The 14,964-nt window shown below is 53.5% G+C and carries 14 protein-coding genes; 8 read left to right on the plus strand and 6 right to left on the minus strand.

The genetic code is table 11. The features are described from left to right. Positions 1-4: 4 nt before the first annotated feature. From BLQ88_RS22015 to BLQ88_RS22035, 5 genes are read left to right on the plus strand one after another with little or no spacing between them, the layout of a single operon-like run. On the plus strand, positions 5-976 hold the full coding sequence (locus BLQ88_RS22015) for a 3-hydroxyacyl-CoA dehydrogenase family protein (RefSeq protein WP_090154492.1): 972 nt from the start codon (positions 5-7) through the stop codon (positions 974-976). After that, positions 973-2,271 (plus strand): aspartate aminotransferase family protein, encoded by a 1,299-nt coding sequence (locus BLQ88_RS22020; RefSeq protein WP_090154494.1) that lies wholly within the window; start codon positions 973-975, stop codon positions 2,269-2,271. Before BLQ88_RS22015 ends, BLQ88_RS22020 begins: the two co-directional genes overlap by 4 nt. Before the next feature lie 25 nt (positions 2,272-2,296). After that, a complete protein-coding gene (locus BLQ88_RS22025) occupies positions 2,297-3,151 on the plus strand; it encodes a 3-hydroxyacyl-CoA dehydrogenase family protein (protein ID WP_090154496.1) in 855 nt (284 codons plus the stop codon). A 2-nt stretch (positions 3,152-3,153) separates the two neighbouring features. Next, the gene (locus BLQ88_RS22030; RefSeq protein ID WP_090154497.1) at positions 3,154-4,233 is read left to right on the plus strand and encodes a dipeptidase; all 1,080 of its coding nucleotides are present in this window, start codon (positions 3,154-3,156) and stop codon (positions 4,231-4,233) included. Positions 4,234-4,273: 40 nt separating this feature from the next. Further along, positions 4,274-5,635, plus strand: coding sequence for a hypothetical protein (locus BLQ88_RS22035; protein WP_090154499.1), 1,362 nt, complete (start codon positions 4,274-4,276; stop codon positions 5,633-5,635). A gap of 63 nt (positions 5,636-5,698) precedes the next feature. On the opposite strand, the gene BLQ88_RS22040 is transcribed toward BLQ88_RS22035, so the two are convergent. The 5 genes from BLQ88_RS22040 to BLQ88_RS22060 form a co-directional block, all read right to left on the minus strand. Beyond that, complete coding sequence (locus tag BLQ88_RS22040) at positions 5,699-6,568, minus strand: AraC family transcriptional regulator (protein WP_090154501.1); 870 nt, start codon at positions 6,566-6,568, stop codon at positions 5,699-5,701. Positions 6,569-6,675: 107 nt separating this feature from the next. After that, positions 6,676-7,533, minus strand: a complete 858-nt coding sequence (locus tag BLQ88_RS22045) for an SDR family oxidoreductase (protein WP_090154710.1) — start codon at positions 7,531-7,533, stop codon at positions 6,676-6,678. 114 nt (positions 7,534-7,647) lie between these two features. Next, on the minus strand, positions 7,648-8,271 hold the full coding sequence (locus BLQ88_RS22050) for a Crp/Fnr family transcriptional regulator (RefSeq protein ID WP_218132943.1): 624 nt from the start codon (positions 8,269-8,271) through the stop codon (positions 7,648-7,650). 108 nt (positions 8,272-8,379) lie between these two features. Then, entirely contained in the window at positions 8,380-8,814 is a 435-nt protein-coding gene (locus tag BLQ88_RS22055; RefSeq protein WP_090154503.1) for a carboxymuconolactone decarboxylase family protein, read from the minus strand. 20 nt (positions 8,815-8,834) lie between these two features. Beyond that, a complete protein-coding gene (locus BLQ88_RS22060) occupies positions 8,835-9,470 on the minus strand; it encodes an FMN-dependent NADH-azoreductase (protein WP_090154505.1) in 636 nt (211 codons plus the stop codon). 68 nt (positions 9,471-9,538) lie between these two features. On the opposite strand from BLQ88_RS22060, the gene BLQ88_RS22065 reads away from it, so the two are divergent. From BLQ88_RS22065 to hisD, 3 genes are all read left to right on the plus strand, one after another. After that, complete coding sequence (locus BLQ88_RS22065; RefSeq protein WP_090154507.1) at positions 9,539-11,014, plus strand: aminotransferase-like domain-containing protein; 1,476 nt, start codon at positions 9,539-9,541, stop codon at positions 11,012-11,014. Between the two features lie 102 nt (positions 11,015-11,116). Beyond that, positions 11,117-11,554 (plus strand): GNAT family N-acetyltransferase, encoded by a 438-nt coding sequence (locus BLQ88_RS22070; protein ID WP_143016904.1) that lies wholly within the window; start codon positions 11,117-11,119, stop codon positions 11,552-11,554. A gap of 153 nt (positions 11,555-11,707) precedes the next feature. After that, the gene (hisD, locus tag BLQ88_RS22075; protein ID WP_090154510.1) at positions 11,708-13,000 is read left to right on the plus strand and encodes a histidinol dehydrogenase; all 1,293 of its coding nucleotides are present in this window, start codon (positions 11,708-11,710) and stop codon (positions 12,998-13,000) included. On the opposite strand, the gene BLQ88_RS22080 is transcribed toward hisD, so the two are convergent. Then, positions 12,984-14,957, minus strand: a complete 1,974-nt coding sequence (locus BLQ88_RS22080) for a glycoside hydrolase family 127 protein (RefSeq protein ID WP_090154713.1) — start codon at positions 14,955-14,957, stop codon at positions 12,984-12,986. The genes hisD and BLQ88_RS22080 overlap by 17 nt on opposite strands. Positions 14,958-14,964 lie beyond the last annotated feature (7 nt).

Consider the following 14,964-nt stretch of genomic DNA (forward strand, 5'->3'; position numbering starts at 1 on the left):
AGATATGAACGAACCGTCATCTTTGGCCCCGGTGGGGGTCGTGGGACTGGGGCTGATGGGCAGCAGCATTGTTGCGGCCCTGCTTGTGGCCGGGCACCCGGTGCGGGCCATCGCGCCAATTGCCACGGAAGCGCCGCATGCACCGGAACGGATCGGCGGACAGCTTCGGCAATGCCGCGACGCTGACCTGATCGGTTCCACACAACTTTACCTCGATGCACTTACCGTTTCCGAAGATTACGCCGCACTGGCCGGTTGCGAACTGGTGATTGAATGCGTGATCGAGAAGCAGGAGATTAAATCGGCTGTTTATCAGAAGATTACCGGCGCTGTGAGTGCCGAATGTATTATCGGCAGCAATACTTCCGCCATTCCGATTAGCGAGCTTCAAAAGTTTGTACAAATCCCCGCCCGTTTCCTGGGTATCCATTGGGCCGAGCCTGCATTTATGACCCGGTTCCTGGAAATTACCTGCGGCGAGCAAACGGATCCCGTTTTCGCCGAGCGCGTGTTTCAAATGGCTCACGGATGGGGCAAAGAGCCTACCTTGCTGAAAAAGGACATCCGCGGTTTTATCACCAACCGGCTCATGTACGCCGTTTACCGGGAGATTTTCCACCAGATCGAGCGCGGTCATGCCACGCGGGAGGACGTCGACAAGGCATTTCGCTACGACGCGGGCTCCTGGATGACACTGATGGGTATTTTCAGGCGCATGGATTATGAGGGGCTCAAAGATTACGAAAGCATTCTAGGCCGCATTTTTCCGCAACTCAGCAACCGTACGGACGTGCCCGAAATTATGCAGCAAATGGTCCGTGAAGGCGCGCGGGGCGTCCATAACGACCGCGGACTTTATTCCTACGAGGCGGGTGAAGGCCATCAGTGGGACGAGGCATTCGCCCGTTTCAACCAGGAAATCCATGGCCTCGCCGCCGAATATTCAGCCGAAAAAGTAAAAGCCTATCTGCAATGAAAACTTACCAGAAATCCGCCGAATTGCTCGAAAGGGCCAAAAAAGTGCTCGCCAGCGGCGTTTCTTCCGAATTCAGAAAATATAACCACCCGCACGCGCTCTTCTACACGCACGGCCGCGGGAGCCGCATTTACGACGTCGACGGCAACGAGTACCTCGATTTTACGCTTAGCCAGGGGCCGCTCATTCTCGGGCATTCGCATCCCGAGGTTTTGAAGGCGGTTGCGGAATATTCGCAAGAAGGGCAACTATTTGCAGGGCAGCACATTAAAGAAATTGAGCTGGCTGAGAAACTGAACCAGCTAATCCCCTCGGCGGAGCTGATGCGGTTTTGCCTGGATGGCTCCGAAGCGGTGCAGACGGCCTTCCGCGTGGCGCGTGCAAAGACCGGCAAGCAGAAATTTTTGCGTTTCGAGGGGCATTACCATGGCTGGATGGATAACGTTTGCTGGGGCATCAGTACGCCGTCCGTTGAGGCGTTGGGTAGCCGCGAGCAGCCGAATGTGTTCCCGTGGACGCAGGGTTTGCCGGAAGGTGTTGAAAATGAATTTATTATACTGCCATGGAATGACATTGAACTGGTGAGGAAAACCGTTGCTGAGCGCGGCCACGAAATCGCGGCGATCATTACCGAGCCGGTGATGTGCAACAATGGCTGCATTGAACCGAAGCCCGGCTTCTTGCAGGGTTTAAGGGATTTGTGTTCGGAAAATGATATTGCATTGATCTTCGACGAGGTCATTACCGGCTTCCGGCTCTCGCTGGGCGGGGCACAAGCGTATTTCGGCATCACGCCCGACCTTTCCATATTTGCCAAGGCCATCGCGAGCGGCTACGCTATCAGCGCCATCGCGGGTAAATATGAATGGATGCAGCTCATTGAGCAAGCGAAGGTGATCCACGCAGGAACGATGAATGCGGGTAATCCAACGGTAGCGGCGGCATTGGCTACGATTTCGGTCCTGGAAAAAGAACAGCCCCACGAACGAATGTTCCGGCTGGGCAAAATGCTGATGGCAGGCTTGCAGCAAGCAGCCGCTAAAACCGGGCAAGCCATGCTGGTGGAGGGAATGGGGCCGATGTTTGCCACGAGTTTTACTCCTATTGAAAAAACAAACGATTACCGCGATACCCTCGCAGCAGACAAGGCAAAACTGGGAAAATTCGTCGCGGCCATGCACGAGGAAGGCGTTCGCGTGATCGGTCGGGGACTTTGGTATATCAGCGCTGTACACACCGATGAAGACATTGAAACAGCCATTATCACCGCCGAAAAAGTATTAGCACAAATCTGAAACGAGGCTTCGGGCCTATCAGCCGATGAAAGAAAGCAATGAGGCGGCGCTCCTGCTCGGGGGCCATCGTATCGCAGCCGGTATCGAAAAATGCCTGAACCGGGCCGGTTTTCGGGTCGCGACGGATTTGAATGCACCGTTAGGGGAGCTTAGGCTTGCGATTCTGGTGACGGAGGAGGACCAGGACGTTAAAAAATCCTGGATCAGCGGGATTGAAGAAAAGGTGTCCGCCGACACGCTGATTGCCGTTAATACCGAAAGCATTGGCCTCGATATTTTGCAGGAAAACGCATTGTACCCCGGGCGCATCATCGGCCTCAACTGGACGGAACCGGCGGACCAGACTTTTTTTCTTGAAATAATTGCTAATGATACCACGAATGCGTCGGCAGCCGATTACCTGGAAGAAATAGCCAAAACCTGCTGGAACAAAGACCCTTACGTGATCCGCGCAAACACGGGCATACGCATGCGCCTGCGGGGAGCGCTCATACGTGAGGCATTTTTTCTGGTTCAAAACGGGTATGCCAATGTGGAGGATATCGACCGCGCTTGCCGCAACGACGCCGGGTATTACCTGCCTTTTGCGGGGAATCTCCGCTATATGGATTTGATGGGCACGTACGCTTACGGCATGGTGATGAAGGACTTAAACCGTGAACTCGCTAAGGATACGGAACTTCCAGCGTTTTTTACGGACATTGTTAAAAAGGGAGGAAGGAGGATGGAGGAAGGAGGAGGCTTTTACCAATATGCGGAAGGCGAATCGGAAAAGTGGGAACGGCTTTTGGCTAAATTCAGCATGGAAATTCATGAACTGATGGAGAAATACAATCATTCCGAAGAGGCCGTAGTGCCATTCAGAAACGGATCTAATTGATTATGAGTAGATTGATTTTTGATGCGCACCTCGACCTGGCGATGAATGCCATCGAATGGAACCGCGACCTCACGCGTCCGCTGGATGAAATCCGGCAGCGGGAAATGCATATGAAAGACAAAAACGACCGCGGAAAAGGTACCGTTTGCCTGCCGGAGCTTCGGAAAGGCCATATTTGCATCGTGGTCGCGACGCAGCTCGCGAGATACACGCCGTCGGGCAGTGCTTTGCCGGGCTGGAACTCGCCCCAGCAAGCCTGGGCCATGACGCAGGCGCAGCTGGCCTGGTACCGCGAAATGGAAGTGTTGGGCGAGATGGTGCAGCTCACCGACCTCGCGGGGCTGGAAGCGCATCTGGCCCTTTGGAATACACCATTGCAGGAAGGTGAAAAGCGGCCGATTGGTTATATCCTGAGCCTGGAAGGTGCTGATTCACTGGTGGATGTGTCGTATTTGCAGCGGGCGCACGACTACGGGCTGCGGGCCGTGGGGCTGTCGCATTTCGGGCCGGGGCGGTATGCGCCCGGTACCAAAATGCAGGGGCAGGTGACGCCGTTGGGCTTTGAATTAATGCGCGAAATGTCCCGGCTGGGTATGATCCTCGATACCACGCATCTGACCGACGAAGGTTTTGATCAGGTCATGGATTTTTATGACGGGCCCATCTGGTCGAGCCACCATAATGTGCGTAAAATAGTGCCTAACCAGCGGCAATTGACGGACGAACAGATCAAACGGCTGATCGAACGGGGCGCAGTGATCGGCGGGATGCTCGATTGCTGGGCGATGGATATCCGGTTTATCGATATGGTTTCGGACCCGTGGCAGCTCGACATTCGGCTGGCACATCTGGTCGATCACTGGGATCACATCTGCCAGATAGCCGGTAACAGCCGGCATATCGCCATCGGCAGCGACCTCGACGGCATTTTCGGTACCGAGCAGTCACCCTGGGACCTGAATTCGATCGCCGACCTGCAAAAGTTCGAAAGTATCCTGGCCAACCGCGGCTATTCCGACGAGGACATCGATAACATATTCAACCAAAACTGGATTCGCTTTTTGCGGAATGCCTGGAAATGAGTTTGATACATAGTTTTAATTAAAGTAAATGCCTACTTCAATGACCACCTTTCTGGCTGGTGCGGCCCGCGTGAAAACCACGCCGCCACTGGGAACGCGCATTAACGGCGACTTTATTACGCATTACGCCACCTACATTCACGACGATTTGTTTGCCAAAGCATTGGTATTCAGGAGCGGCGATACCACGGTGGCGCTCGTCATGGTGGATATTTGCGTGATGCCTAAGGAATTCATCGATGGCGTGAAAGCGGCCATTACAGCCCGCACCGGCCTCCCGCATACGCACATGCTTATCGCGAGCACGCATACGCACGCGGCCGGTTCGGTGGCGGACGTGCATTTGGGCAGTATCGATCCCGCTTACGAGAAAATGCTGCCTGGTCGCATTGTACAGGCGGTGGAAGAGGCATTGCAAAACCTTCGTCCCGCCCGCATTGCATTCGGGGCTGTGGCGGTGCCTGAGCACGTGCTGTGCCGGCGTTACGCGATGAAACCCGGTTACGCGCCGCTCAACCCGGTTACCGGCGGGGCCGACGGGGTCAAAACCAATCCGTTCGGCGCGGAAGCATTGATCGATCACGGCGTGGCGCCTGCCGACCCGGCGCTGAGCTTCCTGGCTGTGCGGGGCACGGATGGCCGATGGATCAGTATTCTGGGCAATTATTCGCTGCATTATGTGGGCGATTGGGAGAATGGCACCATTTCCGCCGATTATTTCGGCTACTTCTCCGAACGGCTGCGCGAACGGTTGAATGCGGGTGACGAATTTGTGGGAATGATGAGCAACGGGACGAGCGGCGATGTGAATATCTGGGATTTCCAGGATAGCGAACGGTATCCGAAAGGTCATTTTGAAAAGAGTGAATACATCGGTCACGACCTGGCCGACAAGGTTATCGAAACCATTTCCGCATTAGTATGGCAAGATGAGCCCACTTTGGAAGCGGTGTTTCAACCGGTACCCTGTGACATTGTCAAACCTTCATTGAAAGAGCTGGAAAAAGCTGCGCAAATGATCGCGACGGCCCGTTTCGAGACGATCGAGCCCGATCACGAAGGTTTAATGCAGATTTACGCGCGGGAACAATTGCTGCTGAACGAAATGCCCGCCATACGTGAATGCCCAGCGCAGGCGATCCGCATCGGGAATGCCGTGATAGGCGGCCTGGCCGGTGAGTTTTTCTCCGAAACCGGGCTCTATCTGAAAGCGCAGGCAGGCATTGAAAACTATTTTACCATTTCAATGGCCAATGGCAATGCGGGTTATGTGCCGCCGAAGCACGAGATGGAACGTGGCGGCTATGAAACCTGGCGCTGCCGGTACAGCTGCCTGGCGCCGGGCGCGGAAGAGCATATCCGCGAACAGCTGCTCGGGATGATCCGAAGTTTACAGGCCTGATACTATATTTCACGAAAGGCGGTCTTGCCCAAAGCGCCTCAGCAGCCGTTAGTAAACCAGGCACTACCGGATGATCAGCGTTTTCCGGTAATCGCTGGGTGTCATGTTTTTCAGCTTTTTGAATTGCCGGTTAAAGTTCGCGAGGTTGTTGAAGCCACATTCGTAAGCCACTTCTACGACATTGCGGTCGTGCTCGGAGAGGAGCTTGCAGGCGTGGCCGATGCGCACTGTGGTAAGGTATTCCACAAATGTCACCCGGAACTGCTCCTTGAAAAAATTACAAAACGCGGTAACCCCCATATTTCCGACCGACGCGATTTCAGCAAGACTGATGTCCTGGTCGAAATTCTGCATAATGTAGCCGGTAATCTTCTTGAAGCGGTCGGAGGAATCGTAGTGAAAGTTCTGCACGAAGCGCGGGCTTGCCAAAAGGTCGAATTCCATAGTGCTGGACATGATATCGAAGATCAACATCAGGGATGACAGCCTTTGTAACCCGTTCTGTGCGGGCATCGCACGTATGAGCGCGTTGATGCGCTCGCGTGTCTCTCCGCGCAACGCCATACCGCGATCGGCCAGTTTGAGCACTTTTCTGAAATCGTCGATTTCCGGAATAGTCATAAAATCCTCTCCCAGAAAATCGTCGGTGAAATGGATCACGAGGGCATCCGCCTGCTCCGGTGCGCGGCGTTCGAGGTATAGCGGGTCGTTGACCCACACGTGGGGTAGAAGCGAGCCCATAAATACGAGATCGTCTTCTTCAAAATACCCGATGTGATCGCCCACCATCCGCCGCCCGGTACTTTTATTGACCATAACAAATTCGTAATGAGCATGGTAATGCCAGGGCGCTGGGAAGAAATCACCCGTTTCACGAAAAACAATGAAGGACTTGTCGACGTCCTGTGGCAAGTGGAATTCAACGGCTTTCATAACGGTGGGTTTTGGATTGTATTTGTAAACTAATACAATTTTTCAAAACCCACCACTTTGTGAAAGATCGTATTAGTAATGAGCAGAAAAGTAGCAATGCGCTACCGTCAGTTCATGTACGCGGATACCCACTTAGCCTTGATATCGGCACGGGCGTTGATGAACTCCACGTCGGTACCCTGCGCAATCGCGTCGAGCGGGAAGCGCAACGGGCGTTGGCCTGCCGGCATTCCGATCAGTTTCAGGACACCGTCGGCAATGGTTTGCGGGTTCATGTCGAAAGCAGCCATTTTTCCGAAAAGCCCCTGGCCCAATGCATTGAACTGCTCCGAAGCCAGCGGGTCGTACTGCTGCGCGATTTCGGGTTTGTTGCCGTGGATACCCGCTTTCGCGCCGGTGTTCATTTCGGTCGGGTAAACGCCGGGCTGGATGGACACATTATCGATGCCAAACTGCTTCAATTCATCCTGCAAGCCCTCGGTAATGCTTTCCACGCCGAATTTCGAGGCCAGGTAAGGTATCATAAAAGGCAGCGTATGGCCGCTGGCGCCGGAAGTAATGTTGATGATCAGCCCGCTTTTCGCCGCACGCATGGCAGGTAACACCGCCTGATAAGTACGGACGACCCCGTAGAAATTGATCTCGAACATCTCGCGGATCCTGTCCACGCTGTACGATTCGAATACACCAAAGCCGCTCACGGCTGCATTGTTCACAAGCACATCGATCTTGCCATGTTTAGCCAAAACCTTTTCAAATGCGCGGTTGACCGAAGCATCGTCTGTAAGGTCTATTTCGACCACCTCGATGTTCGGGATAGCGCCCAGTTCTTCGGCCACCACGCGGTTTTTATCCGCGGTGTTGCGCATGCCTGCTATGACGGTAAGGCCTGCATTGGCCAATGTGATTGCGGTGAGTTTACCAAAACCGGTACTGGTTCCGGTAATAAAAACTGTCTTGTTCATCGTCGTAAATTTTAAATGTTTGACGATGCAAAGTTGCAGCCCGGACGGCCCGCGCTCCATTGACATTTGATTGAAAAAATAACAAACAAATGTCAATGGAAATGACCGGATCAGTTATCTGCCGGTATTGTTCCGCCTGATGCGCGTGAGCGTTTCGGGTGTGATGCCGATGTAGGAAGCGATCATATGCTGCGGTATGCGGTTGGCAATCTGCGGGTATTGATCTAAAAACTTCTGGTACTTTTCTTCGGCTGAAAGGCTGATGCCGGCATGAATGCGGTCCTGCGACACGACGAAGCTTCTGTGCAAAATCGCATTGACGAGGTCGTTCAGGTGCGGGATCGTGCGGCAAAGCTGGTCGAAATTGTCTTTGGTAATCAAAACCACGTCGGTATCCTCGATGGCTTCGATGTTAAACCTGGAAGGCTTGCCGGTCGTCAGGCTCTCGCGGTCGCCCGTCCAGTAGTTTTCCGGGGCGAAGTTCAGGATATGCTCATTGCCCTTATTATCAATGGAATAGGTCCTCAGAAAACCTTGGCATACGAATGCATTGTACTTCCACACATCTCCTTGCTGCAACAAAAGCTGCCGCTTGCGGATTTTCTTGGGAATACACACTTGCGCAATTTGCGCTGTTTCTTCGGTGGAAAGCGTGATTTTATCGGTAAGGTATCGGATAAATGTGTCGATCGCCGGATTGGGGTTCATAGGTTGCATGGAGAATGGACTGGTACCCATATAAAAAATAATGACGGATTGAAGGTTCATTCCGCCATTACAAACTACAATGAAATTATTATGAATGCTATTTAACCGCAGTTAGTCAGGTTGTTATGCATTTTGGGGTTATGCGGGAACGAGCCGGGTGGTAATGCCGATCCTGTTCCAAACGTTGATCGTGATGATAGCCAGGACGATTTGTGCCAGTTGCGCAGGTTCGAAAAACTGCTCCGCACGCGCGTAAGTCTCGTCCTTTACGTGGTCGCCGATCAGCGTCACCTCTTCGGTAAGTGCCAGAATGGCCCGCTCTTCCTCCGAAAAGAAAGGAGCGTCGCGCCAGGCATTGAGGGCGTAAATGCGCTGCTCGGTTTCGCCTGCTTTACGGGCTTCTTTGGTGTGCATATCGATGCAGAATGCGCAGCCGTTGATTTGCGAAGCGCGGATCTTGATGAGGTCCTTGTGCGTGCGGTTGAGCGGCGTGCTTTCGATGAATTTTTCGAGGCCGAGTACAGCCCTGTAACCTGCCGGTTCTGCTTTGTCGATGTGGATTCTGGTTTGCATTGTTATGGTATTTAAAATGGTTAGTTTCTGTTAATCAGTGCTTTGATTTGCTCCGTCGAATGTTCGATGGCATTCGGCAGCTCGTCGGGCGCCGTGGAGATGCCGTTGATGGAAATGATATGTATGTCGTTGATTCCCATAATATTGAACATCATTTTGAGGTACGAGCTCTGGTGGTCCATGTGTTGGTTGTATTCGCCGTGCCCGTAACCCGCGGCGCCGGTGGCAAGCAACAGGATCAAAGTCTTGTTATGCAGCAGGCCCGCGTAAGGGTTTTGTTGGTTGGAAGGGTCGGGGCGCCAGGTTTCGTGGATCCGCATGACCTGATCGATGTACGCTTTTAACGGGCTGGGAATGGACCAGTTATACATCGGCGAGCCGATCACGATCACATCGGCGCGCTTCAATTCAGCCACGAATGCGTCGCTGGTTTCCAGTATATGCAAATCCTCGCCGGACCTCGCGGCTGCGGGTTTGAAGGCCGCGGTAATCCATTTTTCATCGATATGAGGGACCTGTACGTTGCCTATTTCACGGAAAATAATGCTCGAATCAGGATGGCGCTGCTGCCAATGTCCGACAAAGGCGTCGGTAAGCCCCCTGCTGTGGGATCGATGAATCCTCGCACTCGAATTAATGACCAGTAATTGTTTCATTTCTGTAATTTTTCTTCAAAAGTATCCGCTATCTGGGCTACATTTGAGATCCAGTTTTAACAAAACAAATGGCCCAGAAGCTCCCCTATAAATCGCTCGTCCAGCTCGACCGAAATGCGTCGGCTGCGCTTTACGTGCAGGTTTGTAATGCGTTTATTGCATTGATTACCAAAGGGATATTGCAGCCTTCGGACATGCTGCCGAGCTCGCGCACGCTCGCGGAACTGATCGGTGTGAACCGAAATACGATCAAGCTGGCCTATGAAGAGCTGGTGAGCCAGGGCTGGGCCGAGGCGGTTGAGCGTAAGGGGATATTTGTCAATTCGAAGCTTCCCACCGCTGCGTCCCGCCCGCTCCCGGATGCGCACCTGGGCCCGCACGAGGCGTTTGTCTGGCACAACCGGTTCCGGAATGCGTTGCCGAGCAAGGACCTGCAAAAGGCCGGATTAGCGATCGATGACGGCTTTCCTGATGTGCGGCTCGCCCCGATAGACCACCTCATGCGTGAGTACCGAAGCCTTTCCAGGAAGTTTTATGGTAAAAATTTCTTGCGCTACGGTAGCTCGGCGGGCTCCGAACGCCTTCGCATTTCCATTACCAACTACCTTTCTAACACGCGCGGGCTAACCGTTTCGCCTGAAAACGTGCTGATTACCAAGGGCAGCCAGATGGGCATTTACCTCGCCGCGCATCTGCTCCTGGGCGCAGGCGACACCATCGCGACGGGCATTTCGAATTACTTGCTGGCCGACGAGACTTTTCGGGAGGCGGGCGGAAACATCCTGCGCATCCCCGTGGACGCGTGCGGCATGGACATCGACTACCTGGAAAAGGCGCTGGCGACAACATCCATTAAAGCGGTGTACATCATCCCACACCACCACCTGCCTACGACCGTCACACTCAGCAGCGAGCGCCGGTTAAAATTGCTGGACCTTGCCAAAACGCACCGGTTCGCTATCATCGAGGACGATTATGACTTTGATTTTCACTATGATAACAAGCCCTACCTGCCGCTCGCGAGCATCGATCACAACCAGAATGTGATCTACATCGGCTCCATTTCCAAGACTTTCGCGCCTGCATTGCGCATTGGGTTTATGGTGGGCTCTACCGAATTTGTCCGGGCCGCGGCGTCATTGCGGGAGCTGATCGACCGGCAGGGCGATACGCTGATGGAAGAGGCGTTTTCGGTGATGTTCGATAATGGGGAAGTTGACAGGCATTTCAGGAAATCGCTTAAAATCTACAAGGAGCGCCGGGATTTGTTTTGCGACATACTGGCGTCCGATTTCGAAGAAGAAATCAGTTTCAATGTGCCCGAAGGCGGTTTGGGTATCTGGACGACCTTTTCGCCCGATATTAATCTGCACAAAATGTCTCACGAAGCCGGGAGAAAGGGGCTTTACATCGATGACGGTGATTTTTACAAAAACGAAAGCTACGCTACCAATGCATTGCGGATGGGTTTTGCCTCGCTGAACGAAGCGGAGATCCTGAAAGCGTTGAAAACTTTGAAGGAGGTTTTGCCCAATGCGCGTTAGCATTTTCGTGTGATAATAGTGGCTCGTTGGGCCATTGCTTTTTTCAATGCTGGTACGTTTCCGCTCATTCTCAGCCCTATACTTTTGCTGAAAAACAGGTATATGGAAGATCAATTTGAAATCAGGATTGTAAAGACAGCGCTCGAAATTGCGCAATGCTGGGACGTGGCTTCGCTGCTGCGGCCGCATTTGGAACAGGAAAAATGGGTGCCAATGGTGACTGAAATGATGCAGAACGAAAAGTATTTCATCGCAGGTATTTTCGACGAAGGTCGTTGTGTGGCCTTTGCCGGTAGCCGCTTTATGACCTCGCTGCATACCGGCAGCATTATCTACATCGACGACCTCTGCACGCTCGATGCATACCGGGGAAAAGGTCTTGCTAGCCGGCTGCTCGATCACGTCCGCGAAATTGCGAAACTCAACAAGCAGGACGCATTGGTACTCGATACCGATTTTACCAATAATACCGCCCAAAAAGTGTATCTCAAACACGGTTTCAAGCTCGCGGCGCTGCATTTGGCCAGTTCGTTAATTTGAAATGGTAAACTTCCAATTAAATCCAGCCGAGAGCGGTACGAGATGCGGTGCAGGGTGTGAAGGATAGTATCACAATCACCCATAAAAGTAATAGCAACCGCCGCCCGTGGCCTGTACTTTTGAAATATTAAAATAAACAGGTTCAAAAGGATTATGGCAACAATCATTAAACCGGGAAAAAGTGCCGCTGAACAACACGAGGCTGACGAAAAAGTACGTGCCGTCGTGAGCGAAGTCATTAAAGATATTACACTAAACGGCGACGCGGCTGTCCGGAAATACTCCGAGAAATTCGATAACTGGTCGCCGGAATCGTTCCGGTTGAGCGATGAAGAGATCCGTTCGATCATCGCTACTGTTCCGCAGCAGGTGATAGACGACATTGCGTTCGCACAGCAGCAGATCCGGTTTTTTGCCCAAAAACAACGGGAGTCGATTCGTGATATCGAAGTGGAGACGCTCCCGGGGGTGATTTTGGGACATAAGAACATTCCCGTCAATAGCGCGGGCTGCTACATTCCCGGCGGCCGCTACCCGATGGTAGCCTCGGCGCATATGAGCATTCTCACGGCCAAGGTAGCGGGTGTGAAGCGGGTGATTGCCTGCACGCCGCCGATTAAAGGACAAATGCCTGCGGCGACGATCGCGGCGATGCATATGGCGGGCGCCGATGAAATCTACCTGCTCGGCGGCATGCAAGCGATGGTAGCAATGGCTTTGGGTACCGAAACCATCGAGCCTGTGGATATGATCGTCGGGCCGGGTAATGCTTATGTGGCGGAGGCGAAACGGCAGCTTTACGGCCGCGTCGGTATCGATCTGTTTGCCGGGCCAACGGAAATACTCGTGATCGCCGACGAAACCGCCGACGCCGAAATGGTTGCCTGCGACCTGCTTGGCCAGGCCGAACACGGGCCGACTTCACCCGGCGCATTGATCACCACTTCCGAAGAATTGGCCTACGAAACACTGAGAGAGATCGACCGGCAACTCGAAACATTACCGACTGCCGACATTGCCAGCGTGGCCTGGCGGGATAACGGCAGCATTATCCTCGTTGCCGACGAGGCGGAAGCCCTCGCGGAGGCGGACAAGCTCGCGTACGAGCACGTGGAGGTGCTCACGCGCGACCCCGATTATTTCCTCCAAAATATGACCAATTACGGTGCATTGTTCCTGGGCCCTGAAACCAATGTGGCATACGGCGACAAGGTGATCGGTACCAACCATACGCTTCCGACCCACGGAGCGGCCCGGTATACAGGCGGCTTGTGGGTCGGAAAGTTTCTGAAAAACTGTACGTATCAGCGCTGCACGCCCGAAGCGAGCGTGGTCATTGGCGAGTATGGCATGCGTTTGTGCGAAATCGAAGGATTTATGGGGCACAAAGAACAGGCTGCATTGCGGGTAAGGCGCTACAAGAATGCCGCTATTCCGCAATCCTGATACTTTTCATCTTCACAGGCAGCCAAACCTGCATCGGGCCGCGGCCGCGGTTGGCCCAGGTGTAATACGGAATCGCGGTCACGGTCTGCGGTTCCGGTTTTACGTTCAGGCCGTCGGGCGTAGCTTTTACAATTTGCAGATTGGCCTGGATCGCTACTACCGGTTCATTCAGGATCTGGCTGGTTTTGGTATTAAATGAAGGGTTTTCAGGCACGAGCAGGTTCCATACTTCTCCTGCATTATCGGCGCCTTCCACGCAATACACGAGCGGGCCGCGTTGCAATGCGATGCGGTCGGCATCGGCCTTCACTTCCTTGCGTGCTTTGATTTGCCGTACTTCCATCGGTAGTTTTACCTCGACTTCGTCGCCGTTCTGCCATGTACGGTCGATGACGGCATAGCCTTTTTCGGTCTTGTACTCCACCGGTTTGCCATTGAGCAGTATTTCGATTTTGGCATTATTAGCGGAGGCGAAGTTGTATAATTCTCCGGGAACCGGCGTGTTCGCAGCCCAGCCGGGAATGCGCACGTTCAATGCATATTTGGCCTTTTGTGCAGGCGTTACCTTAATTTTTACATTGCCTTCCCAGGGATAATTCGTCGTCACCTGCAGCGGTACCACCGTTTTGCCTATTTGAAAACTGGTATTGCTGGCCACAAACAGGTTTACCCATATCTTACCCTCCGATTTACCATAAATATAATCCCCCACCGAAGCCACCAGCCGCGCGATGTTCGAAGGGCAGCAAGCCGTCCCGAACCAGGCGCTGCGGGCATTGTTACCCATCGATGAAAGCGGATTTCCGTAAAAGAAAGTGTCGCCATTGAGGCTCAGGCCGTCTAATGCGCCGTTGTAGAGGCTACGTTCCAGGACATCGATGTATTTGGCGTCGCCGGTGAGGGCATTCATGCGCTGGTTCCAGAATACCATGCCCACGGATGCACAGGTTTCGCTGTATGCGGCGCCGTTGGGTAAGTCGTAGTCGTCGGTGAATCCCTCGTTATGGCCGGAGGAACCGATTCCGCCGGTGAGGTACATATTGCGGTAGACCACGTCTTCCCACACGGCCGTCATGGCATTCATATAACCGGGGTCCTGCGTGACGGACGCCACGTCGGCCGCGCCCGTGTACTGGTACATCGCGCGCACGGCATGGCCGGTGATCTCTTTCTGCTGCTTCACGGGCACATCGTCCTGGCAGTATTTAGGGTCTTTCCATTCGTCCCAAATCTTGCCTTTGCCGTATCCGTGGCCGCGCTGGTCTAGGAACCAGTCAGCGAGTTTCAAATAGCGGTCTTCCTTGGTGAGATGGTACATTTTCATTAAAGCCAGCTCGATTTCCTGGTGGCCCGACACCCACGGCCGGTTCGCGACGCGGAAGGTGTTGTCGATATGGTCGGCGAAGCGGATAGCCACGTCGAGCAGTTTGCGCTTGCCGGTGGTGTTGTAATAAGCCACCGCTGCCTCCATCAAATGCCCCGCACAATAATCCTCGTGCTTTTCCATATCGGTCCAGCGCTGTTTGAGGTCGGTCAATGTGTAGTAGGTGTTCAGATAGCCGTCCGGCTGCTGGGCGGCGGCTATTTTGTCGATCCATTCGTCGGCTTTCTTTTCCAATGCGGCATCCGGGCGGTTTTTCAGCGAGTAGGCGATGGCCTCGATGGCTTTGTACACATCGCTGTCGTCGTAGTAAATGCCTTCGTGCTTCTCGCCCTGCTTGCGGGCCACTTTTTCGAAGTTGCGAATGCGGCCGGATTTTTCTTCGGTTTGAATGATACACGCATTCAGCGTCGCCGTCGCCACTTTTTCCTGCTTGGGTTTCCAGAAAGCGTCCGTAATGTTCACTTGCGAGAACTGGACAGGCTGAATGCGCTGCTGGGCATTAGCCTGGAATGGCGTCGCCTGTATGCACCACACGAGCGCGGCGCTCACGTATATTTTAGGGGTCAGTTTCATTTCAAAG

The organism is Dyadobacter soli (assembly GCF_900101885.1).
GTDB lineage: Bacteria > Bacteroidota > Bacteroidia > Cytophagales > Spirosomataceae > Dyadobacter > Dyadobacter soli.

Bases quoted from the DNA above. Each gene is read 5' to 3' on its own strand.
- BLQ88_RS22015 (WP_090154492.1), top strand. From the start codon at position 5: ATGAACGAACCGTCATCTTTGGCCCCGGTGGGGGTCGTGGGACTGGGG.
- BLQ88_RS22020 (WP_090154494.1), top strand. From the start codon at position 973: ATGAAAACTTACCAGAAATCCGCCGAATTGCTCGAAAGGGCCAAAAAA.
- BLQ88_RS22025 (WP_090154496.1), top strand. From the start codon at position 2,297: ATGAAAGAAAGCAATGAGGCGGCGCTCCTGCTCGGGGGCCATCGTATC.
- BLQ88_RS22030 (WP_090154497.1), top strand. From the start codon at position 3,154: ATGAGTAGATTGATTTTTGATGCGCACCTCGACCTGGCGATGAATGCC.
- BLQ88_RS22035 (WP_090154499.1), top strand. From the start codon at position 4,274: ATGACCACCTTTCTGGCTGGTGCGGCCCGCGTGAAAACCACGCCGCCA.
- BLQ88_RS22040 (WP_090154501.1), bottom strand. From the start codon at position 6,568: ATGAAAGCCGTTGAATTCCACTTGCCACAGGACGTCGACAAGTCCTTC.
- BLQ88_RS22045 (WP_090154710.1), bottom strand. From the start codon at position 7,533: ATGAACAAGACAGTTTTTATTACCGGAACCAGTACCGGTTTTGGTAAA.
- BLQ88_RS22050 (WP_218132943.1), bottom strand. From the start codon at position 8,271: ATGGGTACCAGTCCATTCTCCATGCAACCTATGAACCCCAATCCGGCG.
- BLQ88_RS22055 (WP_090154503.1), bottom strand. From the start codon at position 8,814: ATGCAAACCAGAATCCACATCGACAAAGCAGAACCGGCAGGTTACAGG.
- BLQ88_RS22060 (WP_090154505.1), bottom strand. From the start codon at position 9,470: ATGAAACAATTACTGGTCATTAATTCGAGTGCGAGGATTCATCGATCC.
- BLQ88_RS22065 (WP_090154507.1), top strand. From the start codon at position 9,539: ATGGCCCAGAAGCTCCCCTATAAATCGCTCGTCCAGCTCGACCGAAAT.
- BLQ88_RS22070 (WP_143016904.1), top strand. From the start codon at position 11,117: ATGGAAGATCAATTTGAAATCAGGATTGTAAAGACAGCGCTCGAAATT.
- hisD (WP_090154510.1), top strand. From the start codon at position 11,708: ATGGCAACAATCATTAAACCGGGAAAAAGTGCCGCTGAACAACACGAG.
- BLQ88_RS22080 (WP_090154713.1), bottom strand. From the start codon at position 14,957: ATGAAACTGACCCCTAAAATATACGTGAGCGCCGCGCTCGTGTGGTGC.